Raw genomic sequence first — 21,741 nt, forward strand, 5'->3', positions numbered from 1 at the left:
GCCCGGTAGGGCTGGGGCATGGCCGTTTCCCAAACCGACATCGCGCTTGCCGCCCGCCTCGCCGACGCCGCCGGCGCCGCGATCCGCCCCTATTTCCGCGCCGAGCACGGCGTGGAGGCGAAGGAGGACCAGTCGCCGGTCACCCTCGCCGATCGCGCCGGCGAGGAGGCGATGCGCAAGCTGCTGATCGCCGAGCGCCCGATGGACGGCATCATCGGCGAGGAATTCGGCGTCCGCGAAGGCACCAGCGGCCGGCAATGGGTGCTCGACCCGATCGACGGCACCCGCGCCTTCATCGCCGGGCGCCCGGTGTTCGGCACGCTGATCGCATTGGTCGACAATGGCTGGCCGGTGCTGGGGGTGATCGACCAGCCGATCATCGGCGAGCGCTGGCTGGGCGTCACCGGCCGCCAGACGCTGTTCAACGGCAAGCCCGCCACCACCCGCATCTGCCGCGAGCTGAACCAGGCGATTCTCGCCACCACCTCGCCCGCGCTGTTCGACGACGGCCAGTTGCACGCCTTTGAGCATCTCGACGCCAAGGTGATGAGCACGGTGCTTGGCGGCGACTGCTACAATTATGGCTGCGTCGCGAGCGGCTGGCTCGACATCGTCGTCGAGGCCGGCCTCAAGCTCCACGACTTCGCCGCGCTGGTGCCGGTGATCGAAGGCGCGGGCGGGCGGATGTGCGACTGGCAGGGCGATCCGCTCCACGCCGGCAGCAACGGCGAGGTGATCGCGGCGGGCGACCCGGCGCGGATCGACGACATTCTCGAGGCGATGGACTGCCGAGGGCACTGATTGGGGTCAGCGCCCGTCCCAGAAAGCGGGATGGGCGTCGATCGTGCGGACCAGCCAGTCGGCGATCCGGCGCTGTTCCGCCAGCCCGTAATGGCCATGGCAGGCGGTGGCGCGAAACTCCGCGGTGGGGAAGGGCAGGAACAGTATGTCTCGGGCTCCGGCCGTGCGGGCCGCGGTGCCGATCTGCGTCTCCGCCGCACGCAGCATCGCGAGCTGCTCGGGCGGTGCACCGCTGGTGTCGAACCACCAGAGGAGGAAGACTGCGCGTGGATAGCGGCCTTGCAGCCGCGCGAGAAACTGGCCGTAGTGCTTGGCATAGTCGGCGACGAGCGCGTCGAGCGTCGGCCAGCGCGCATCGGGGCGGAAGCCGGCGAAATCGGCCTGCAGCTTGAGCATCACGATCTGCGGCTGCCAGTGCGGATCACGGTAAAGGGCGGGCTCGGCCGGCAGGCGGCGCGGCCATAGCTGCTCCATCGTCCCCTGCGGTGCGGTGCCGCCGAAGTTGCGGATCAGCCCGCGGCCGGAGATAGCATTCACCTGATAGTCGGCGCCGAAATGCTGCGCGGCAAGCGCGGCAAAGGCATCGGGCGTATCAGTGGTGGCGCGGACCTGCGCCTCGGTGCAGTCGATCCGATCGGCCCGCGCGGCATAGCCCGCCATCGACGAATCGCCGATGAACTCGATCTGCCGCCGGCGCGGCTGGGGAGCGGGCAGGCTGCTACCCGGGCCAACCAAGAAGCCGCCGAAGCGCGCGGGCGCGGCGCTTTCGGTGACCTTGTCGAGCCGGATGTGGTGCGCGCCGGGTGAGAGACCGTCGATCGTCGCATCGGTCTTGCCCGGGCGATCGATCGTCACCGGCGGCCCGCCGTCGATGCTCGCGCGCCATTCGTTGATCGCATCGTCAAACCGCAGCACCACGCGCCGTCCGCGAAAGGCCGCTTCGAAATAGACGCCCGGCCATTGATGGCGATAGCCGGTGGCGGTCGCCTCGACTCTACCGCCGACGTGAATGGGCAAGTCTTCCAGTGCCTCCGATGCAGGAGGCGCGATCCTCACCCGCTGCGGCGGTCGAACGTCGCCCGCCATGGCGAGCGCAGCGGAGAGGATCAGCAAGCGCAGCATCGCGCACCGATCCTGCGCCCGCCCAGCCATCTCGTGCAAGCGGATCAGAAGATGCCGAGGAACTTCTTGCGCTGCCGCTTCTCTTCGCCGACGTTCGCCTTGCCGCTTTCCGACTTGGCGGTGGTGCCGCGGCCGACATCGTCGCGCGGGCGGCCCTTCGCGTCGCGCTGGCTGGCGGCGGTGGCTCCGGACAGGACTGGCCCGCAATCGGCGGCCTTGGCATCGCCGAAGTCGACGAAGGCGAGGACACCAGCGATCGGGGTGGCGGCCATTGCCAAGCCCAGTCCTGCACCGGCGCGACCGACCAATTCAGGGCTGATCACGCTGATCCCCGGCTTGGCGAAATAGCCCCCGATCCCCACCGGCGACTGGCCCGAGAACAGGCTGAACCGCTTCGAATCGGCACGAAAGGCGAGATCGATCGTCTCGTTCTTGAAGCTGAACCCGCCGCGGCCGACCATCACGTTCTTCTGCGTGTCGATCAGGATCGGGTCGGCGGCGGCAATGCCGTCGCGCACGGTAAAGCCGATCAGCCCGCAATTGATCTGCACCGGCTCCTTCAGTTTCTTCTCGAACATCTTCTGGACGAAGGTGCCGATGTCGAACTCGGCGAGCTCGGTGTTGCGCGTCCAGAAATTGCCCTTGGGCAGGATCACCGCGATGCGACCGTTGGCGCTGCTGAGCGAGTCGCGCACGCTGTTGCCGTTGCCGCTCATCTGGATACGCGCCTTGAGCATGCCGGTGGTGCCCGACTGCTCGGCGCCGAAGCCCGCGAGCAGCACCCCCATTGGGGTGGGCGACAGGCGAATGTCGTAGGTGGTGAACACCGGCGTCTTGCGCGCGTCGATGCTGATGTCGGACGTGACCGTGCCGCGCGCGAGGCTGAAGTTGAGCGGGCTCAGCTTGAGCAGCCGGTCGTTGAGATCAAGGCCCAGCTCGATGTTCGACACCGGCAGGTTGGGCGCGCGGACGGTGCGCACCTGCCACTGCACCTTCGCATCGAAATTCTTCAGCGCTTCGATCCGCAGCGGCGCGTCCGGCAGCAGCCGCGGCGTGCCGGAGACCTGCGTCACCGCCGCCTGCGCACCCTGGGCGGCGAGCGCATCGGGATTGTAGCCGATGAACGGCCCGGCATCGACGATGTCGAGCACATGGGTGAACAGGTCGGCGGTCACCAGCATGCGCGGCTCGCCCAGCTTCACCGTGAACTTGCCGGCGAGATCGCTGTCGCCGAACCGGCCCTTCATGCCGGTGAACCGCCATGCGTCGCCTGCCTTGGTGACGACCGAGGTCAGCCGGTAGCTGCGCGTGTCGGGCACCGCGATGCCGGCGAGCAGGAATATGTCGGCGAGGTTCTGCCCGCGCAGGTCCATGTGGAGCTTGGCGCCTTCCAGCACCGTTGCGCCGGGCAGGGTGCCCGCGATGTCGACCTGGCTGCGCACGCCCTCGGCATGCAGCCGCAACCGGTTCTCGCCGCCCGCCAGCGTCTTGTTGGAGGAGAGCAGCGCGCCCGCCAGCGTGAAGCGGGCGCCGCGCGCGATACCGTTGCCGTCGAAGCGGATGGTGTCGGCGAAGCGATTGTCCTCGGCCGCCACCGTGTCGACGCGAACCGCCGCATCAAGCTGGTGGCGGGGATCGAGGTAGCGGATCTGCGTGCCGGCGATTCGCGCGCGCTGGATCAGCGGCATGGTCAGCGGCTCGCCGCCGCCGCCGCCGAAGGTCCACGTATTCTGCTTCCCGTCGCGATCCCATTGCAGGTCGATTCGCCCGTCGGTGAGGCCGAGCCACTGGAAGCGCTTCTGGTCCGCGAGCAGCGAGAAGGTGGCGATTCGCGCATCGATCCGGGTGGCGGTGAAGAACGGGCTGGTGCCCGCCCAGTCCGGGTTCTCGACGCTCAGCCCTTCGGCCACGAACTTCAGGTTGAACGGCGCGAAATAGAGCTGGAAGTCGCCCGCCACGCGCACCTTGCGGTCTGCGCTGCTGCTCGCGATCAATTCGAACGTGCCCTTGAGGAACCGGCCCTTGGTGACGAACAGCACCGCCCAGGCGAGCACCGCCAGCCCCACCAGGCTGGTGACGACCGCGATCGTCGCGGCGAGCGGCGCGCCCATCGCGCGCGCCGGCCGGGGCTGCGGGGGGTCCTGCTCGGCGGTGAGAACGGGGCTGTCCAGATCGGCCATGAACCTCAAAATCCTTGCTGCCCGCGCGGTTCCCCGGTGGTTGCATAACGCCCAACCATCGGCTAAGGGGCCGCCTTTCCGCGATCGAGGGACCGTCCGGCTAATAGGGCTGCCGCGGCTGTCCGCAATCGTCGAACCATAAGGAGACGAAAATGCCCAAGCTCAAGACCAAGAGCGGTGTGAAGAAGCGCTTCAAGTTCACCGCCACGGGCAAGGTGAAGCACGGCGTCGCCGGCAAGCGCCACCGCCTGATTTCGCACAATTCGAAGTATATCCGTACCAACCGCGGCACCAGCGTGCTGGCCGACGCCGACGTGGCACACGTCAAGGCGTGGGCGCCGTACGGCCTGAAGTAAGGGAGTCCTGAAAAATGGCACGAGTGAAGCGTGGTACGACCACCAAGGCGAAGCATAAGCGGATTTTGGATCAGGCGAAGGGCTATTATGGCCGTCGCAAGAACACCATCCGCATCGCGCGCCAGGCCGTCGAGAAGGCCGGCCAGTACGCCTATCGCGACCGCAAGGTAAAGAAGCGCAGCTTCCGCGCCCTGTGGATCCAGCGCATCAACGCCGGCGTCCGCGCCGAAGGCCTGACCTATTCGCAGTTCATGCACGGCCTCAAGCTGGCCGGTATCGAACTCGACCGGAAGGTCCTGGCCGACATCGCGATGCACGAAGGTGAGGCGTTTACCGCCATCATCGCGCAGGCGAAGGCGGCACTGCCCCAGGCCGCCTGAGCGGACCTGCGCGCAAGCTGAACAAGGGGCGTCGAGGCTGCGGCTTCGGCGCCCTTTTTCATTCCAACCGGGGGAGACGATCCCGTGGCGATGAAGACTTGGTGGCTCTACGTCACCGCCGTGTTTTTCGTGTCGATGACGCCGGGGCCGAACATGCTCCACGTGATGGTGCAGAGCATTCGCGAGGGCGCGCGCAGCGTGCTGCCGACCACCGCCGGGCTGATGAGCGCAAACCTGTTTTGCCTGGTCGCCTCGGCGGCGGGGCTGGGGGCGTTGCTCAAGGCATCCCCGGGGCTGTACGACGCGCTGCGCTATGCGGGGGTCGCCTATCTGCTGTGGCTTGGCATCAAGGCTTGGCGCGCGCCGGTGGAGGAAGCCCATGAAGATGCGCCGGTGCCGGTGCGCCAGTCGGTGCGGGCGCGCTATCTGACCGGGCTCGGCACCGGGCTGTCCAACCCCAAGCTGATCGTCTTCGCCGCCGCGCTGTTCCCGCAGTTTCTCGACGTGGGCCGACCCTTCCTGCCGCAGCTGGCGATCCTGATCGCGACCTTCGCGGTGATCGAGGCCTTCTGGTTCTCGGTCTATGCGCTTGGCGGCCGCTCGCTCGCGGCATGGCTGGCACCGGCGGCGCGGCAGCGGATGTTCAACCGGGTGACGGGCGGCGTATTCGTCGCCTTTGGCGCGGCGCTGCTCGGCAGCCGGGTGTAGCGTTCCCTCAAACGCCTTGACCTAGGGGCCCGTCTGGGGTTCCAGCCATCTCGCACAGTGAACGGAAAACGATGACCACCGATCTCGATACCCTGCGCGGCGAGCTGCTTGCCGCGATCGATGCTGCCACCGCGCTCGATGCGCTGGAGGCGGTGCGCGTCCAGGCGCTCGGCAAGCAGGGCGCGATCACCGGCCTGCTCAAGACGCTCGGCAAGCTTACCCCCGAAGAGCGCCAGGAACAGGGCCCGCGCATCCATGGCCTGCGCGAAGCCGTCACCGAGGCGCTCGCGACCGCCAAGGCCGCGATGGAGCAGGCCGCGCTCGACGCGCGCCTCGCCAGCGAGACGGTGGACATGACGCTGCCGGTCGACGGCGTGGCCCCCGGCTCGGTCCACCCGGTCAGCCAGGTGATGGACGAGCTGGCCGAGATCTTCGCCGATCTGGGCTTCGCGGTCGCCACCGGCCCCGAGGTCGAGGACGACTGGCACAATTTCACCGCGCTCAACATTCCGGAGACGCATCCGGCGCGCGCGATGCACGATACCTTCTACCTCGCCGGCGCGCATGAACGGCCGATGGTGCTGCGCACGCACACCTCGCCGGTGCAGATCCGCACGATGACGAGCAGCAAGCCCCCGATCCGCATCATCGCGCCGGGCCGCGTCTATCGCTCGGATTCGGACGCGACGCACACGCCGATGTTCCACCAGATTGAAGGCCTGGTGATCGACAAGGGCATCACGCTCGGCCACCTCAAGTGGACGCTGGAGACCTTCCTCAAGGCGTTCTTCGAGCGCGACGACATCGTGCTGCGCCTGCGCCCCAGCTATTTCCCCTTCACCGAGCCTTCGGCCGAAGTCGATGTCGGCTTCACCTGGAAGGACGGCAAGCGCGTGATCGGCGGCAGCGGCGACGCGCCCGGCGGCGGCTGGATGGAAGTGCTGGGCAGCGGCATGGTGCACCGGCGGGTGATCGAGGCCTGCGGGCTCGATCCGGACGAATGGCAGGGCTTCGCCTTCGGCACCGGCGTCGACCGGCTGGCGATGCTCAAATATGGGATGGACGACTTGCGCCCCTTCTTCGACGGCGATCTGCGCTGGCTCAAGCATTACGGCTTCTCGGCGCTCGACGTGCCCACGCTGAGCGGGGGAGTGGGCGCATGAAGTTCACCCTCTCGTGGCTCAAGGAGCATCTGGAGACCGAGGCCTCGCTGACCGAGATCCTCGAGGCGCTGACCCGTGTCGGCCTCGAAGTCGAGGGCGTCGAGAATCCCGCCGAGCGGCTGAACGGCTTCCGCGTTGCCCGCGTGCTGACGGCCGACCGCCACCCTCAGGCCGACAAGCTGCAGGTCCTCAGCGTCGAGACCGGCGACGGCGTGCTGCAGGTCGTCTGCGGTGCGCCCAATGCCCGCGCGGGGCTAGTCGGCGTGCTCGGCCTGCCCGGCGCGGTGGTGCCGGCCAACGGCATGCAGCTCAAGGTCTCGGCGATCCGCGGCGTCGAATCGAACGGCATGATGTGCTCGACCATGGAGCTGGAGCTCGGCGAGGATCATGACGGCATCATCGAGCTGCCGGCGGATGCGCCGGTCGGCACCGCCTATGCGGACTATGCCGGCCTCGACGATCCGGTGATCGACGTGTCGATCACGCCGAACCGCCAGGATTGCATGGGCGTGCGCGGCATCGCCCGCGATCTCGCCGCAGCGGGCCTCGGCACGCTCAAGCCGCTCGACGCGGTGGTGGCGGGCCTCCCTGCCATCAACCCGCAGGGCGCGGGGCCGGATGTGCGCACCGACGATGCGGCAGGCTGCCCGGCTTTCTACGGCCAGGTCGTGCGCGGCGTGCAGAACCGGCCGTCGCCGGGCTGGCTGCAGCAGCGGCTCAAGGCGGTGGGGCAGAAGCCGATTTCCGCGCTGGTCGACATCACCAACTTCGTGATGTTCGGGCTCGGCCGGCCGCTCCACGTCTATGACATGGCGAAGCTCTCCGGCGGGCTGGTCGCGCGCAGGGCGAAGGACGGCGAGACCGTGCTGGCGCTGAACGGCAAGACCTACACGCTCACCGAATCGATGACCGTGATCGCCGACGATGCGGCCGTCCACGACATCGGCGGCATCATGGGCGGCGAGCATTCGGGCTGTTCGGACGACACCACCGACGTGCTGATCGAATGCGCCTATTTCGATCCCGAGCATATCGCCCGCACCGGCCAGAAGCTGCTGCTGACCAGCGACGCGCGCACCCGCTTCGAGCGCGGCGTCGATCCCGAATTTCTCGACGAAGGGCTGGCGATCGCCACCCGGCTGGTGCTGGCGCTTTGCGGCGGTACGCCGAGCGACGTCACTCGCAGCGGCATGCCGCCCAAGGTGGGCGCGGTCGTCGGCTATGATCCCATGCTGGCGGAAACGCTGGGCGGCCTCGCCGTGCCGGCCGCTAGCCAAGTCGAGATCCTCGAAAGCCTCGGCTTTGTCGTCCAGCCGCTCGACGGCAATGGCGATCCGGTGGAGCTGGGCGAGGGCTTCGAAGCCTTTCGCGTCACCGCGCCGAGCTGGCGTCGCGACATCGACGGCCCGGCCGACATCGTCGAGGAAGTGATCCGCATCGCCGGCATCGACAACGTGCCCTCGACCCCGCTGCCGCGCACCCCTGGTGTCGCGACGCCCACCGCGACGCCCGAGCAGAAGCTCGAGCGCCGGATGCGCCGCACCGCCGCCGCGCGCGGGCTGAACGAAGCGATTACCTGGAGCTTCCTCCCAGAAGCGCAGGCCGACGTCTTCGGCGGCGGCGCCTGGACGCTGGCCAACCCGATCAGCGAGGACATGAAGGCCATGCGTCCCTCGCTGCTGCCCGGCCTGCTGGCGGCGGCGGAGCGCAACCTCAAGCGCGGCGCCACCAGCGTGCGCCTGTTCGAGGTCGGCCGCCGCTATCTGGCGGACAAGGAGCGCCTGACGCTCGGTGTCGTGCTGGCCGGGTCCAAGGCTGCGCGCGGCTGGCAGACGGGCAAGGCCCAGCCCTTCACCGCGTTCGACGCCAAGGCCGAGGCGCTGGCGCTGCTCGAGGCCGCCGGTGCGCCGGTCGCCAACCTGCAGGTGATGGGTGAGGCGGGTGCTGCCTACCATCCCGGCCAGTCGGCGACGCTGCGGCTGGGCCCCAAGACCGTGCTCGCCGGCTTCGGCATGGTCCACCCGAGCGTGCTCAAGGCGTTCGACCTGGACGGCGCGGTGGCAGCGGTGGAGATCCATCTCGACGCGCTGCCCGCGAAGAAGTCGACCGGCTTCACCCGCCCGGCCTTCACGCCCCCGGCGCTCCAGGCGGTGACCCGCGACTTCGCCTTCCTGGTGCCGACCGCGCTGGCGGCGGGCGATCTCGTCCGCGCCGTGAAGGGTGCCGACAAGGGCACGATCGTCGACGCGCGGCTGTTCGACCTGTTCACCGGCCAGGGCGTGCCGGAGGGACAGAAGTCGTTGGCCATTGAAGTCACGCTGCAACCGGGCGAAAAGAGCTTCACCGACGCGGATCTGAAGGCGGTGGCCGACAAGGTCGTCGCGGCGGCCGCAAAGCTTGGCGCAACCCTGCGAGGATGATGCGATGATCGAGCGGTTCCTACCCGGGCTCGACGCCCTTCTGGCAGAGCCGCTCGACACGCATTCGGTGTCGGTCGCCTTCCCCGGCGACATGGACCCGCATGAGCGCGAGGGCCGCTATGGCGTGTTCCTCGATGCCGAGCTGCGCATCGCCGGGCTCGGCACCTGCGGCGGCGGTACGCTGATCGAGACGCTCGACGATGCCGGCCAGTGGCGTCCGGCGTGCGCGATCCTCGACGTCGACCTCACCGATCTCGACCGCGGCCGCGCCTTCTGCCGCGACGAGCTGGTCGCGCTCGGCTGCCCCGAGGGTACGCTGATCCAGTATGACGACCGCGAGGACCGCTGGGACGGCGCGACCTGGCACTGCAGCGAGCCGCGCTCGTTCGACGAGGACATGCTGCCCTATCGCGATAATTGACGGGCGGATGCAAAAAGGGGTTGCGCTACCCCCGATCCTCGTTTAGGCGCCGCACCTCACCGCGCGCCCGTAGCTCAGCTGGATAGAGCATCAGACTACGAATCTGAGGGTCGGACGTTCGAATCGTTCCGGGCGCGCCATTTCGGTTCAAAACCACGAACGCCTAGCACCGCCGCCTCTACGCCAGAGGCGGCGGTGAGGGTCCGCAGCAACTCGCTGCGCTTGCCGAGGATGCGAACCTCGGACTTGCTCACGACCTCGACCCGCTGCGCGATGGCTCTCAGATAGTCCCGAGCGAAAGAACCATCGTCCCGGCGCAGCTTGCGACGGGCGGCCATCGCGAACGCGCGCAGGCTTTCGACGGTGATGGCCGGGCCGATCTTCTCGATATGGGAGACGGCGCGCTCGGCGTCGCCCCTGGCCTGATCGCGGATCGCGGTCAGCTCGGCGATACGGCCCTTGAGCGACGAATCGCCCATATCGACCACGCCGTTCTCGATTGCCTCGTAGAGCCGCTTGAGCTTGGCTTCGGCTTCGGTCGCCCGTCGCTCCAGATCGGCGACATGCTGCCGGCGCTGACCGACCCACTCGTCGCGCCGCTCCAGCAGCGCATCCATCATCTCCTCCAGCCGCGTCGCATCGAGCAGGCGCGATTCGAGATGCTCGGCGACGGCGGTGTCGAGCTTGTCCATCGGGACGGTGATGCCGGGGCAGCCGGTCTTGCCCTGCCGCGCTTTGGTCGAGCAGGTGTAGTAGCGATACTCGCGCCCCATGCTGCTCGTGCCCGAGCGCAGCGTCATCGCCCCGCCGCAGCAGGCGCAGAAGCAGATGCCGGTGAGGAGGATCGAACCGCCCACCGCGCGCGGCGGCATTATCTTTGGGCTGCGCGCCTTCAACGAGCGTTGGACCGCCTCCCATTCCGCCCTGGTGATGATCGGTGGCACCTCCATCACCGAATGCTCGGCCTCCGGCTTGGGGCTGCGCGTCTTGTGGTCGCGCGTGTTGAAGCGATGCTCACCGATATAGGTGGTGCGGGTCAGCAGCAGATGCACCGAGGCAATGCCCCATCGACCGCCGTCGCGAGTGCGGACGCCGTTCTCGTTCAGCCAGGTGGCGATCGACTTGAGTCCCATAGGCCCGTTGTTGTCGATGCCGTTGAGCGCCATGCGGTAGATGCGCCGCACCGTTTCGGCATGGATCGGGTCGATCTCCAGCTTCTTCTTGATCTTCGCCCCCCGGCGCTCCGCTTCGACCACCCGGTAGCCGATCGGAGCGCGGGCGCCGTTCCAGAAGCCCTGCCGCGCATTCTCGTTCATGGCGCGCAGCGTATGCTTGCCGTTTTCCTTCGACTGATACTCGTCGAACAGCGTCATGATCTGGCGCATCATCACGCTCATGGGATCGTCGCCCAAATCCTGCGTGATCGAAATCAGCCGCACGCCGTTCTTCGAGAGCTTGCGAATGTAGAACTCGAACTGGAACTGGTCGCGGAAGAAGCGGGAGAAGCTGTGCACGACGATCACGCTGAACGCCGGCGGCTTTTCCATCGCTGCATCTATCATCGCCTGAAAGGCGGGGCGGCGATCGTCGGTCGCGGTGTTGCCCGGCTCGACGAACACTTCCGCAACGTCCCAGCCGCGCGAGAGGCAATAGCTCTCGATCTGGCGGCGTTGGTCGGGAATCGACAGGTCGCTCTCGGCCTGCCGGCCAGTCGAGACGCGCAGATAGAGCGCGGCGCGCTGCGCCGGCTGGATGGCGGCGGCGTCGGAGAATGCGGCGGTGGCGTTCATCATGGTTCGACCAATCGTTGGATGACGTGCATCGGCAGCACGAGGCGTTGGGAATCGGGCAGGCGCACGAAGCCGTTGCCTTCGTAGAAGGCGGCTGCGCGCTCGTTGATCGCGTCCACGACAAGCATCGACGAGCCGACGGAGGATGCGGTGAACCACGCACGGCGAACGGCATCGGCGATCAGCACCGCGCCGAGCCGCTCACCCTGCCGCGCTTGGGAAACCGCAAGCTGGCCGATCAGCGTCGCGGCGACGAGCGGGTAACGCGGAACATGCCGCCGCGCCGCCGCCGGCACGTCGCCCTGCGCGATCCCGGTCGAACTCAGCGTGTAATAGCCGAGGACCACGCCGGGCTCTGTTCGTTCGGCGAGAACGAAAACCCCTGCCGCCTTGCGACGAATATCCTGTCCGGCCTGCGTTCGGAGATAGCGATCGAGACTGTCGACGCCGCACGAAAACCCTTTCCGGTCGTGGTGCGACCCCAACGGCTCGATCAGCAAGTCTCCCTGCGGCTGCGCCATGATTATGACGCGACCCGGCGTTTGTGCTCGTCCAGCGCACGGATCAGGCGCTCGCTCGGTTCGGGCGGATTGACGAGCGCATCGAAGAACGCCGTCCGATCGCGGTCCGACAGCACCAGCGTTTCATGGTCGGCGATCATCCGCCGGGCCGTATCCGCCAGCGCGGTCACGCAGAAATCGCTGACCTTGCGACGGCTGAGATGAGCGGCCCGTTCGATCAAATCCTTGGTTTCCTCGTCAATGCGGAAGCCGAGGCGCTCGACCCGGTTGCCTCGGGGGGATTCCGCTACAGGAAGTTTGCGCGGCATGGGTGTCACTCCTGATCGATCCATCACCGCTTCAATGTGCGTCATTCAGACTAACAAATCAACCCTTCCGCAAATGGCGATCGGATCAGGGGAGCGGCCCGAACAGCGCGTCCAGTTCCTTGCGGAGATGGCCTTCGAGGACACGCAACTCCATATCGCCGATCGGGACACGCTCCGGCCAGTCGTCGGTGACGACGATCGGGCCATCCTTCTCCGGCGGCCGGGAAGCCGATCGGCGGTCGGGCGTGGGTTGATAATAGTCGTGCAGGTCATCGAGACCTTCCGACCAGCGGCGGGGCGCACGGAGGCGACGTTTGCGGGATAGGGCCATGCGCTCAAGCTGCCGCGCGCACTGATGGAATCCAGAGAAATCGCCCTTGGAATGTCGCACCCGCCAGCGTGGTCCCGGCGGTGCGATTCGGCGCATGGCGGCACGCGGCGGAATTGGCGTAGCGGGGCGTAGTAGAGGCGGCGGCAGATAAGTGCAGACGGCGGGATGCGCTCGACGATTCTGATGCAAGGAACGCTGTGATCCTGTGCTGATCCGCTGACCGGGGCGGGATAGGCTTCCGCAGAATCGGTCGAAAAGCACCGTGGGGGAACAGATCGAGCAGGTAGGTTGGCGCCTCCCTTCGGGACCGCCGCTCTATCTCCGCTCCGCTCCGACCGAACCCCTGACGGGTTTCGTCCCATGCGGGTCACGATCAGCATGGCGGGGCGGCGTTCCACGCCAATCCGTAAATCCGCCGATGCGGATTTGCGCTTCTTCGTATCTGCGGAGATCGGGCCAGGGCGTGCGCCGGCCCGATCGCTTTGGCTGGCTGGTCGCTACGCTCCCCTCCCGCGGTGTGGGCGTCGCTTCCCTCTAGGCCCGCCGCGCCGGGCCGCAACGCGCGTGCCGCGCTTACCTCCTCTTCGTTCCGGCCCTGCGGGTGCTGCCCGGCTCCGTCGGCGGGCCTGCCGGTCGCTCTTTCGCCGCCCACCCCGCTCCGGGGTGCGTGTGCTTTGAAGGAGTAAGGACAATGAACGCTGTAACCGAAACCGTTGCCGCCGAGCCTGTGTCCGGCGTCGAAATCTTCGTGCCGCTGAACAAGCTGAAGAAGTCCCCGCGCAACGCCCGCAAGGTGCCGCATGGGGAAGCCGCCATCGAGGCGCTGGCCGCGTCGATCCAACACAAGGGGATGATCCAGAACCTTGTCGTGGAACCCGAGGTGAAGGCGGACGGGACGCCCACCGGCTGCTATTTCGTGACCGCTGGCGAAGGCCGCAGGCTGGCGATGCTGCTGCGCGCCAAGCGCAAGCAGATCAGGAAGTCCGAGCCTGTGCGCTGCTGGCTCGATACGGCGAACGATCCGGCCGAGGTGTCGCTGGACGAAAATGTTACGCGCACGGCGATGCACCCCGCCGACCAGTTCGAGCGGTTCGCGGAGCTTTCCCGCGACAAGGGATGGGGCGCGGAGGAAATCGGCGCGCGGTTCGGAGTGTCGCCTGAGATCGTCAAGCGGCGGCTCCGGCTGGGCGCGGTGAGCCCGAAGCTGATGGACGTCTATCGGCAGGATGGATTGACGCTCGACCAGTTGGCGGCGTTCGCCATCACCGACGACCATGCCCGGCAGGAGCAGGTTTTCGAGAACCTGTCGTGGAACAAGGAGCCGTGGATCATCCGGCGCGACCTCACGGCGAGCAACGTGCCCGCGAGTGATCGGCGTGCCGTGTTCATCGGCGCGGATGCCTATGTCGAGGCGGGCGGCAACGTCATCCGCGACCTGTTCACCGAGGACGACGGCGGTTTCTTCGAGGATGCGGGCTTGCTCGATACCCTTGTCGTGGAGCGGTTGCGCGAGATCGCAGGCGAGGTTCTGGCCGAGGGCTGGAAGTGGGCCGAGGCGAGCATCGACTATCCGCACGGTCATGGGATGCGGCGCTACTACCCGCAGCATGTCGCCCTGTCCGACGAGGACGAGGCCCGGCTATCCGAAGCGGCGGAAGCGCATGACGCCCTGATCGAAGGCTATGACTCCTATGAGGACATGCCGGAGGACGTGGCGGCGAAGGCGGAGGCGTTGAGCGACGAGATCGACGCGATCAGCGCCAAGCGTTCGGCCTACGATCCCGCCGTGATCGAGCGTGGCGGCGTGTTCGTCTCGCTCGGCTCCAATGGCGAGGTGAAGATCGAGCGCGGCCATGTCCGGGCCGAGGACGAGCCGCAGCCCGAAGCGGAGCCGGAGGACGAGGGCGAACGCGCCAGCGCGGAGGACGGCGAAGCCGTGGAGGACGACGAGGACGCGGACGAGGAAGAAGAGGTGGACGAGGCCGATCCGGGCAAGCCCATTTCCGACAGCCTCATTCGTGACCTCACGGCCCACCGGACGCTTGGGCTTCGGCTGGCCTTGGGCGAGCAGCACGACATGGCGATGGTCGCTCTGACCCATGCGCTGGTGCTGGACCTGTTCTATCATGGGTTCGGCAAGTCCTGCCTCACGATCACCGCCAAGAGCGAAGACCTCACCACCCACGCCGAGGGCATCGGTGACACCAAGGCGGGCGAGGCGCTGGCGGCGCGGCATAACCAGTGGGGCGCGCAGCTTCCCGACGAGACGGCGGACCTGTGGCCGTTCCTCGTCGCGCTGGACGGCGACAGCCGGACCGCGTTGCTGGCGCATTGCGTGTCGCTCACCGTCAATGCGGTGAAGGTGCCGTGGGAGCGTTCCGCCAGCCGCATCGAGGCGGCGGAAGGACTGGCCGAGGCGGTGGACCTCGACATGACGGCGACGTGGACCGCGACCGCCCGCAGCTATTTCGGGCGTGTCACTAAGGCGCACATCGCGCAGGCCGTGAGTGAGGCCGTCTCTTCCGAAGCCGCCGAGCGCATCGTTCCGATGAAGAAGGCGGACATGGCCGACGCGGCGGAGCAGCTTGTCGCCGGGACCGGCTGGCTTCCGGCCCTGTTGCGCACCACCGAGGCCGAACCCGAGGCGGTGGAGACGGAGAACGTCGCAGCGGACGAGCAGCCGTCCGAAGCGGAGGCCCCCGATACCGAAGCGGAGGCCCCCGATACCGAAGCGCAGGACGTCGAGGACGCGATGGCGCAGCCGACCGAGGCCGAGGCGGACCCGAGCGAACCGGAACCGGAGGACGAGGATCAGTCGCATTATGCGGTCGCCGCCGAATAGGGGGCGGGCCGGGGCCGCGTAAGCGGTCCCGGCCTTTCGTTTTGCGCACCGTATCGGTCGCGGCCGCGCCCTGCAGGGCGCGGCCGATTTGTCGTGGGGGAAAAATCGCGCTCGCCGGGCCACGGCCCGGCTCGCCGTCCTTGTTGGCGTGCGATCGTGCCAACAGTATTGCCCGCACATGGCGACAGCACCGGATAACCTACGAATCGACACGGCTTCCCGCACCATCCTGGCCGCGCCACGCGCCATCTTCCGGGCCATGACCGACGCCGAATCGGTGGCGTCCTGGCGGCCCCCCAAGGGGATGCACGCGCGCATCGAGTCGTTCGACCCGCGCACCGGCGGCGGCTATCGCATGGCATTCATCTACGACGATCCCGCGCCGGATGTGGTCGGCAAGTCCTCGGTGCGCGAGGATCGGTTCACCGGCCGTTTCGTCGAGCTGCTCCCCTATGATCGGATCATGGAGGATGTCGTGTTCGTTTCGGACGATCCGGCGTTCGCAGGGACGATGCGCGTGACGACGACGCTGACGCCCGTTGCCGACGGCACCCGCGTCACCATCGCCTGCGAGAATGTGCCGCCGGGCATCGGCGCCGAGGATCATCAGGCCGGGATGGCGTCCACGTTGCGCAATCTCGCGGCCTTCATCGAATAGCCTCAGCCGAACAGACCGGGCAGCACCGGCATGGGTTCACCACGCCCGGCGCGCACGGCATTGCCGGCCGCCGCGACCGTCACCCATTCCACCCGCCAGTCGAGGCGCAGAACATCGGCTGCGCCGTCGCGCTGAATCCGTGCGATCCCGGCGCCTTCCTCACTCACCGCGAAGCGGCAATCGTCATCCTTGCCATAGGCCGCCTCGACCAGCGTGCCATCGGAGAAGCTGAGCCAGCATCGGCCGGTGCCGCCTGTCGGCACCGCCAGCTCCGCTTCGATGTCGCCCGTCACCTTCAGTCTCGCGCGGTCCTCGCCGCGGATCATCACGCTCATACGCCGTCCTTCGCGCTGTCGAATCGGAAAGCGATAATCTGGAACATAATGCGAACATGAAGCAAGGGCATTGCGTCCGGCCGTTGGGAGGAACGGGCGCACCCGCTGGCTTCCGCAGGGCATGGCGGGGGAAGAACCGGACACGGTAAGCCGGTGTCCGCCCGATCGAGGCGGATTGAGATCGGCGGGCGAATAGCCGGGAACCCCGAGCGAGACTCCAGACACATCCTTTGGTCTTTCTCGGCGCCGCCGCCGCCCGTCGCCGTCAGGCAGAGGCAAGCGCAGGGCCGAGCTTCATGTCGTCCCCTGCACCCCGCTTCGCTCCCCACGTTCACCCGGCAAGGCACGATCACCGGGACCATAGCGATCGGTAGCGGCGCGCGATTACCATCGACCTTCTGCCAGTCCCGAGATCTTGCCGGGCGGCGCTGCCACACGGCCTCTCGAAAGGCTTGTCTGGCCGAGGGCCGCCTGCCTTCCCGCAACGGCGTCGAACGGCTTTTTTCCGCCGCCGGCGATGCCGGCTTTGCAGCGCGAAGCAAAAAAGCCGTCCGCCGCCGCCTGCCACTTCGTTTCGCCCTTCGGGTGCAGGTCAGTCGTCCCCCGGCCGGTCGACAGCCATCGAGGCCGCGATGGGCGCGGTCCGAGGCAAGAAAGGACTGACGACATGATCCGCGGCATCTTCACCACCACCGATCGCGGCTACACCGGCGAAATCCGTGCCTTCGGCACGCGCGAGCAGGTCGAGCTTCGCCAGGTCGAGGGCAAGGACAACGACAAGGCCCCCGACTTCCGCATCCATCCGGCCGACGACGACCGGATCGACTACGGCGCCGCTTGGGCGAAGACCAGCAAGGAGAAGCGTCCTTACGTCTCGTTCAAGCTGACCGTCCTCGGCGGCACGCCCGTCTATCTTCGGATGTTCGAGTCCGAGAAGACCCCCGGCACCTACGAGTTAGTCTCCGACTGACCTTGCCGCGCCCCGCCGTTCGGCGGGGCGCTCCCTCTCCAACCTTCCGCAGAAGGGACCGACGCCATGCGCAAGCCGCTCGGCCACAATGGCGGGCCGCCGCTCGACACCGATCCGCCGCGCCTTCCCGACGGCGCTTGCTGCGCACGATGCCGCCACTGGCGGGCGCCGAGCGAGCGCGAGGAAAGCGATTATCGCGCCTACCAAATGGGTCTCATCCGTCGTCGTGTCGCTGAGCCGTCCGGCGCCTGCGACCGGGTGATTCTCCGGCCCGGCGGCCCGATCGCGTTCGCTGGCACGAAGGGCCGGAGCCGCTGCTACAATTTCGAGGCGAAGCCGGAACCGGCCTACGAGTCCCGCTACGGTCAGGCGTTCGTCACGATCTACGAGAACGACCGCGTCGTCTGGCAGGGCCGCGAGGGCGAGGAACCTGCCGAATACCGGCAAGGCGAGCTGTTCTGACCGTTCCATCCGGCGGTGCTGATCGTCGGATGAAACGTGTCGTGCTGTCTTGCCGCCGTCATCTAGTGCGGCTAACTTGAGAACGACTCGCAATAAGCGAAAAGGGGGATAGCGCAGAGAGGATCGACGATGACCCGCCATTTCACGCCGCCGACCCGGCAAGAGACCGCGCCCGCCGCGATTATGATCGACGCGGCCCGCTGCTGGCGGCAGGCGCGCGATGCCGGCCATCCGATCCAGCCCTGTCTCACCCTCGCGCTCGCCGCGCATGATTGCACGATGCTCGCGCCGGTTCTCGACAGCCTCTGCCTGTTCTACGAAACGGCGCTCGGCCGACCACTCGCCGTCGGCGAGGCGCTGACGCTCTCCGAAGACGAGCATCTGCTGCTCGGCCTGCTCGACGGCTCTCGCCCGCGCGCCTGCCTTGGCTGCAAGGAGAGCGCGGCGAGCGCCCTCGACTGCGCTCTCTGCTCGACGCGCATCATGCTGGCGCTGACGCTCGGCGGCCCTGCGCCGACATTGCAATGAGCGGGCCGATCGCCAGCATCGACGCGCTGGAAGGCGTGATCGGCAAGACGCCGGGTGCGATGCACCTCAAGGTCATCGACCATCTCGACGCGGGCGCGCTGCGCTGGATCGGGGCCGCGCCGCTGCTGTTCGCCGGCTTCGGCGACAACGCGGGCATGAGCGTGACGCTCGGCGGCGGCGGCCCCGGCTTCGCGGAAGCCGGGACGCGCGAGCTGCGCTTGCCGCCCGCCGCGCTCGACGATCCCGCGCTTGCGCGGCCCGGTGAGGCGTTCGGTTCGCTGTTCCTAGTCCCCGGTATCGGCGAGACGCTGCGCGTCAACGGCCGCGTGACTGAGGCCGGCCCGGACGGCATCCGCATCGCCGTCGAGGAATGTTACGGCCATTGCGCCAAGGCGCTGATCCGCTCCGACCTATGGGCGGCGGTGCCGGTCGCGGACGCGCCCGACGATCCGGCCGCCTTCGTCGCCGCGAGCCGCTTCCTCGCACTGGCGACGTTTGGCGAGGAAGGGCGCGCTGACCTCAGCCCCAAGGGCGATCCGGCCGGCTGCATGGCGCGGCTCGACGGCGATACGCTGTGGTTCGCCGACCGGCCCGGCAACAGGCACGTGGACAGCTTCCGCAACATCCTCACCCAGCCGCGCGTCGCGCTGGCGCTGCTGATCCCCGGCGCGAACCGCGTGGCGATCGTGCGCGGGACCGCGCAGCTCTCCACCGACGAGGATGCCCGCGCCCGGTTCGAGGTGCAGGGCAAGACCCCGCTGCTGGCGATCGGGATCAAGGTAGAGGCGATCGACCTGCGCGCCAGCCCAGCGCTGGAGCGGGCCGCGCTGTGGCCGGTCAAGCCGGACGCGCACGGCATCGAGCCCGCCAAGCTGTTCGTCGAGCATATCAAGCTCAACCGCAACGCCGGCCTGGCCGGGAAGCTCGCCAGCGCCGCGCTGGCGGTGCCGGGGATGCAGGGCTTGCTCAAGAAAGGCTTGGATAAGGACTACCGCGACAATCTCTATTGATCGGCGCTCGACGTCGCCCGATCAATTCAGCGCGCCGCGTTCGCTGGCCTGTTCGGACCAATGGGCGAGAACATCCTGCGTAAGCGCGCTGGTACATCTATTATGCCGGGCGATGAGCGCATCCAGAGCTGCTCGCTGATCCCCCGTCAGCTTCGCCTTGTCCAGCACGGCCATCATCTTGATGAAGACGAGCGCGGCTTTGGCATATTGCTCGCGGAATCCCGCATCATCGGCCAGATCGTCAAAATCGACTTCTTCCATGCCGGCAAGTGTCTGCCGGGCGTGGTCCAGTCCTTCCTCGATTTGCCTCTGTGTGAGCTTCATCCTGCCGAGTCGCCCGCCAGTTCACCAAATATATCCATACTATAGAGGCTCGCGCGTCTCACGAAGAGAAGCGGCCATCCTGGCCGCATCCTGGAATTGCTTTGTTCGTGCGCGCCGGCAGGCCGGCGCGGGGCGCTAAGGGCCAGCCCTCGCGCCGGACAAGGGAAGCTGTCGCCGTCCGGGCCGGTATCCCCAGCCTTCCGCGCCTTCGGCTTGTGCAGGCCGGGTGATTCCCCTCCGGCCCGGCCGCCCTTGTCCGTTGCTACCCCGGTCTCGCCGACGGGCAGGGTTTCAGCGCGGCGCTTCCGCTGCGCGGAAACCCAAGCCCACGGAAGGACAAGACCATGAGCATCCATCATCTCGCCACCCGGTTCGGTCGCAACGCCCACCAGATCAGCGGGCGCGAGGCGCTCGACAACGAGGCGCTCTATCGCCACGTCCCCTCCATTTTCGCTCGCGAGGCGCACGACAGCCGTTCGCAGCGCTATGTCTATGTCCCCACCATCGACATCGTGGAGGGGCTGCGCCGGGAAGGATGGTTCCCGTTCTTCGCCGTCCAGTCGGTCCCGCGCGACGGAAGCCGCCACGGCCACGCCAAGCACATGCTGCGCCTGCGCCGGGATGACGGTATCGGCAAGCCGGAAGCAGCCGAAGTCATCATCGTGAATAGTCACGACGGAACGAGCGCCTATCAGATGTTCGCCGGGATGCTGCGCTTCGTTTGCACCAATTCCATGATTGCGGGCGAGCGGTTCGAGGAAGTCCGCGTGCCGCATAAGGGCAATATTCAAGACGATATCATCGAGGGCGTTTACACCGTGGCGGAGGACTTCCCCCGGCTGATCGACGCCAGCGAGAGCATGAAGGCGGTTCGGCTTTCCGATGACGAGCAGCGCTTGCTTGGCGAGGTCAGCCTTGTCGCCCGCTATGGCGAGGACGAAAGTCCGCTGCGCCCCGACCAGATCATCGAGCCACGCCGCCGCGAGGACATGGACCGCAGCTTGTGGACGACGTTCAACGTCATTCAGGAGAATGTCATTCGCGGCGGACTGCATGGCCGCAAGCAGAACGCCGAAGGCCGTATCCGCCGCAGCCGGTCCCGCCCGATCAACGGCATCGACCAGAATGTCACTCTCAACCGCGCGCTCTGGACGCTGGCCGAGGGGATGCAGCGCCTCAAGGCAGGCTGATCGCTTTGCCGTAGGGCCGGGCCGTCCGGCTCTACGGCTTCCCCCTTTTTGCAAGATTGCCGCCGCCGATCCGGCTTCCCCGGATCGGTGGCGGTCGCGCGTCCCAAAGGTCCGCGCGACCGCGATGGGCGGGCTCGCCGGGCTATGCCCGGCTCGCGGTAGGGAGTGGTCAAAATCTTCACACTGTCCTATGAAGGGGCCGGGCCGCTACGCGGCGGCCTGGGGTTGGTAGCCCCACGTTTAGCGGTTTGAGCGCCGGCCGTGACGGCGCCGCCATCCTTGACCACATGGTCGGGGAGCCTGTGACGTATACAACAGGTTCTCCGAACTAAAGGTCATAGGAACCGACTAAACGCGGTTTACCACTCCCCGATCAGGGTCAGGAGCGATGTTTGCGGGGGCGCACCGCAGACGCAGCCTTCGGGCTGCACCGTGATGCCGAATCCGCGTCCAGTGAGGCGGATTTGCGGGCACGGACAGAGGCCCTGGGTGACGCGGTTTGAAAGGCAACTATCGGAGATCATCCGTGACGGCCGGCAGGAAATTCGAGGATCGCCCTCCCGACAAGCCGCATCTCACCGGCTATGACGAGGCGCATTTGTCCGATTATCTCCGTCTGCTCGACGCCGATGCCGAAGGTGCGGACTGGCGAGAAGCGGTCGCGGTCATCTTCGGAATCGATCCCACTTGCGAGCCGGAGCGGGCGCAGGTCGTGCATGACACCCATCTGGCCCGCGCCCGCTGGATGACCGAAGTCGGCTACGCTTGGTTACTGGGACCGCGCCTCCATTAAATGGTCCAAAATGAACCATAAATAGATGTGCAGTCGTTCGCCAAGTAATTCTTGGATCATTCTAAACCATATCTCTGTCTCTACGGTGGTGCTTCCTTCGCACTATCCGACAAGCCGGTCTTTCCTGA

At 67.3% G+C, this 21,741-nt stretch carries 23 protein-coding genes and 1 tRNA gene; 16 read left to right on the top strand and 8 right to left on the bottom strand.

The genetic code is table 11. The features are described from left to right. Positions 1 to 18: 18 nt before the first annotated feature. Complete coding sequence (gene hisN / locus GGR89_RS11715; RefSeq protein ID WP_125975812.1) at positions 19 to 801, top strand: histidinol-phosphatase; 783 nt, start codon at positions 19 to 21, stop codon at positions 799 to 801. Positions 802 to 807: 6 nt separating this feature from the next. Here hisN and GGR89_RS11720 read toward each other — a convergent pair whose 3' ends face one another. Together GGR89_RS11720 and GGR89_RS11725 are read right to left on the bottom strand one after the other, a co-directional pair. Then, positions 808 to 1,923, bottom strand: a complete 1,116-nt coding sequence (locus GGR89_RS11720; RefSeq protein ID WP_125975814.1) for an SGNH/GDSL hydrolase family protein — start codon at positions 1,921 to 1,923, stop codon at positions 808 to 810. A gap of 44 nt (positions 1,924 to 1,967) precedes the next feature. After that, positions 1,968 to 4,103, bottom strand: a complete 2,136-nt coding sequence (locus GGR89_RS11725) for an AsmA family protein (protein WP_125975817.1) — start codon at positions 4,101 to 4,103, stop codon at positions 1,968 to 1,970. Positions 4,104 to 4,255: 152 nt separating this feature from the next. Between GGR89_RS11725 and rpmI the strand changes: the two genes are divergently transcribed. From rpmI to GGR89_RS11760, 7 genes are all read left to right on the top strand, one after another. After that, on the top strand, positions 4,256 to 4,459 hold the full coding sequence (gene rpmI, locus GGR89_RS11730) for a 50S ribosomal protein L35 (protein WP_010543145.1): 204 nt from the start codon (positions 4,256 to 4,258) through the stop codon (positions 4,457 to 4,459). Between the two features lie 14 nt (positions 4,460 to 4,473). Beyond that, a complete protein-coding gene (rplT, locus tag GGR89_RS11735) occupies positions 4,474 to 4,839 on the top strand; it encodes a 50S ribosomal protein L20 (protein WP_010543146.1) in 366 nt (121 codons plus the stop codon). A 90-nt stretch (positions 4,840 to 4,929) separates the two neighbouring features. Next, complete coding sequence (locus GGR89_RS11740; protein ID WP_125975909.1) at positions 4,930 to 5,547, top strand: LysE family translocator; 618 nt, start codon at positions 4,930 to 4,932, stop codon at positions 5,545 to 5,547. 71 nt (positions 5,548 to 5,618) lie between these two features. Next, positions 5,619 to 6,710 carry a phenylalanine--tRNA ligase subunit alpha gene (gene pheS / locus GGR89_RS11745; RefSeq protein WP_125975819.1) on the top strand — a complete coding sequence of 364 codons (1,092 nt, stop codon included), beginning with the start codon at positions 5,619 to 5,621 and terminating at the stop codon, positions 6,708 to 6,710. Then, complete coding sequence (gene pheT / locus GGR89_RS11750) at positions 6,707 to 9,130, top strand: phenylalanine--tRNA ligase subunit beta (RefSeq protein ID WP_125975821.1); 2,424 nt, start codon at positions 6,707 to 6,709, stop codon at positions 9,128 to 9,130. Before pheS ends, pheT begins: the two co-directional genes overlap by 4 nt. Before the next feature lie 4 nt (positions 9,131 to 9,134). Then, positions 9,135 to 9,551: a hypothetical protein gene (locus tag GGR89_RS11755; protein WP_125975823.1), complete on the top strand. Its 417-nt coding sequence runs from the start codon at positions 9,135 to 9,137 to the stop codon at positions 9,549 to 9,551. Between the two features lie 63 nt (positions 9,552 to 9,614). Continuing rightward, positions 9,615 to 9,691: transfer RNA gene (locus tag GGR89_RS11760), tRNA-Arg, on the top strand. Here the strand turns inward: GGR89_RS11760 and GGR89_RS11765 are convergent. The 4 genes from GGR89_RS11765 to GGR89_RS11780 are packed head-to-tail and all read right to left on the bottom strand — an operon-like array spanning position 9,647 to position 12,501. After that, positions 9,647 to 11,344 carry a recombinase family protein gene (locus GGR89_RS11765; RefSeq protein WP_209092249.1) on the bottom strand — a complete coding sequence of 566 codons (1,698 nt, stop codon included), beginning with the start codon at positions 11,342 to 11,344 and terminating at the stop codon, positions 9,647 to 9,649. The two genes, GGR89_RS11760 and GGR89_RS11765, sit on opposite strands and share 45 nt — an antisense overlap. Further along, complete coding sequence (locus tag GGR89_RS11770; protein ID WP_167712910.1) at positions 11,341 to 11,862, bottom strand: GNAT family N-acetyltransferase; 522 nt, start codon at positions 11,860 to 11,862, stop codon at positions 11,341 to 11,343. Before GGR89_RS11770 ends, GGR89_RS11765 begins: the two co-directional genes overlap by 4 nt. A 2-nt stretch (positions 11,863 to 11,864) precedes the next feature. Then, complete coding sequence (locus GGR89_RS11775; protein ID WP_245201642.1) at positions 11,865 to 12,215, bottom strand: type II toxin-antitoxin system TacA family antitoxin; 351 nt, start codon at positions 12,213 to 12,215, stop codon at positions 11,865 to 11,867. 40 nt (positions 12,216 to 12,255) lie between these two features. Further along, positions 12,256 to 12,501, bottom strand: coding sequence for a hypothetical protein (locus GGR89_RS11780; protein ID WP_167712912.1), 246 nt, complete (start codon positions 12,499 to 12,501; stop codon positions 12,256 to 12,258). A 691-nt stretch (positions 12,502 to 13,192) separates the two neighbouring features. Here GGR89_RS11780 and GGR89_RS11785 point away from each other — a divergent pair. After that, on the top strand, positions 13,193 to 15,343 hold the full coding sequence (locus GGR89_RS11785) for a ParB/RepB/Spo0J family partition protein (RefSeq protein WP_167712914.1): 2,151 nt from the start codon (positions 13,193 to 13,195) through the stop codon (positions 15,341 to 15,343). A 178-nt stretch (positions 15,344 to 15,521) separates the two neighbouring features. Then, on the top strand, positions 15,522 to 16,001 hold the full coding sequence (locus tag GGR89_RS11790; RefSeq protein WP_167712916.1) for an SRPBCC domain-containing protein: 480 nt from the start codon (positions 15,522 to 15,524) through the stop codon (positions 15,999 to 16,001). Between the two features lie 2 nt (positions 16,002 to 16,003). Here GGR89_RS11790 and GGR89_RS11795 read toward each other — a convergent pair whose 3' ends face one another. Beyond that, positions 16,004 to 16,336, bottom strand: coding sequence for a hypothetical protein (locus tag GGR89_RS11795; protein WP_167712918.1), 333 nt, complete (start codon positions 16,334 to 16,336; stop codon positions 16,004 to 16,006). Between the two features lie 667 nt (positions 16,337 to 17,003). Between GGR89_RS11795 and GGR89_RS11800 the strand changes: the two genes are divergently transcribed. From GGR89_RS11800 to GGR89_RS11815, 4 genes are all read left to right on the top strand, one after another. Next, entirely contained in the window at positions 17,004 to 17,306 is a 303-nt protein-coding gene (locus GGR89_RS11800) for a DUF736 domain-containing protein (protein WP_167712920.1), read from the top strand. A gap of 66 nt (positions 17,307 to 17,372) precedes the next feature. Then, positions 17,373 to 17,768 carry a hypothetical protein gene (locus GGR89_RS11805; protein ID WP_167712922.1) on the top strand — a complete coding sequence of 132 codons (396 nt, stop codon included), beginning with the start codon at positions 17,373 to 17,375 and terminating at the stop codon, positions 17,766 to 17,768. A 129-nt stretch (positions 17,769 to 17,897) separates the two neighbouring features. Continuing rightward, positions 17,898 to 18,296 (top strand): hypothetical protein, encoded by a 399-nt coding sequence (locus GGR89_RS11810; protein WP_167712924.1) that lies wholly within the window; start codon positions 17,898 to 17,900, stop codon positions 18,294 to 18,296. Continuing rightward, positions 18,293 to 19,306, top strand: a complete 1,014-nt coding sequence (locus GGR89_RS11815) for a pyridoxamine 5'-phosphate oxidase family protein (RefSeq protein ID WP_167712926.1) — start codon at positions 18,293 to 18,295, stop codon at positions 19,304 to 19,306. The genes GGR89_RS11810 and GGR89_RS11815 overlap by 4 nt, the downstream gene beginning before the upstream one ends. A gap of 21 nt (positions 19,307 to 19,327) precedes the next feature. Here GGR89_RS11815 and GGR89_RS11820 read toward each other — a convergent pair whose 3' ends face one another. Beyond that, positions 19,328 to 19,630 carry a hypothetical protein gene (locus GGR89_RS11820; protein ID WP_167712928.1) on the bottom strand — a complete coding sequence of 101 codons (303 nt, stop codon included), beginning with the start codon at positions 19,628 to 19,630 and terminating at the stop codon, positions 19,328 to 19,330. Positions 19,631 to 19,974: 344 nt separating this feature from the next. On the opposite strand from GGR89_RS11820, the gene GGR89_RS11825 reads away from it, so the two are divergent. Continuing rightward, positions 19,975 to 20,820, top strand: a complete 846-nt coding sequence (locus GGR89_RS11825) for a DUF932 domain-containing protein (protein ID WP_167712930.1) — start codon at positions 19,975 to 19,977, stop codon at positions 20,818 to 20,820. A gap of 526 nt (positions 20,821 to 21,346) precedes the next feature. After that, a complete protein-coding gene (locus tag GGR89_RS11835; protein ID WP_167712932.1) occupies positions 21,347 to 21,613 on the top strand; it encodes a DNA -binding domain-containing protein in 267 nt (88 codons plus the stop codon). Positions 21,614 to 21,741: the final 128 nt, after the last annotated feature.

The organism is Sphingomonas trueperi (genome assembly GCF_011927635.1).
Taxonomy (GTDB): domain Bacteria; phylum Pseudomonadota; class Alphaproteobacteria; order Sphingomonadales; family Sphingomonadaceae; genus Sphingomonas; species Sphingomonas trueperi.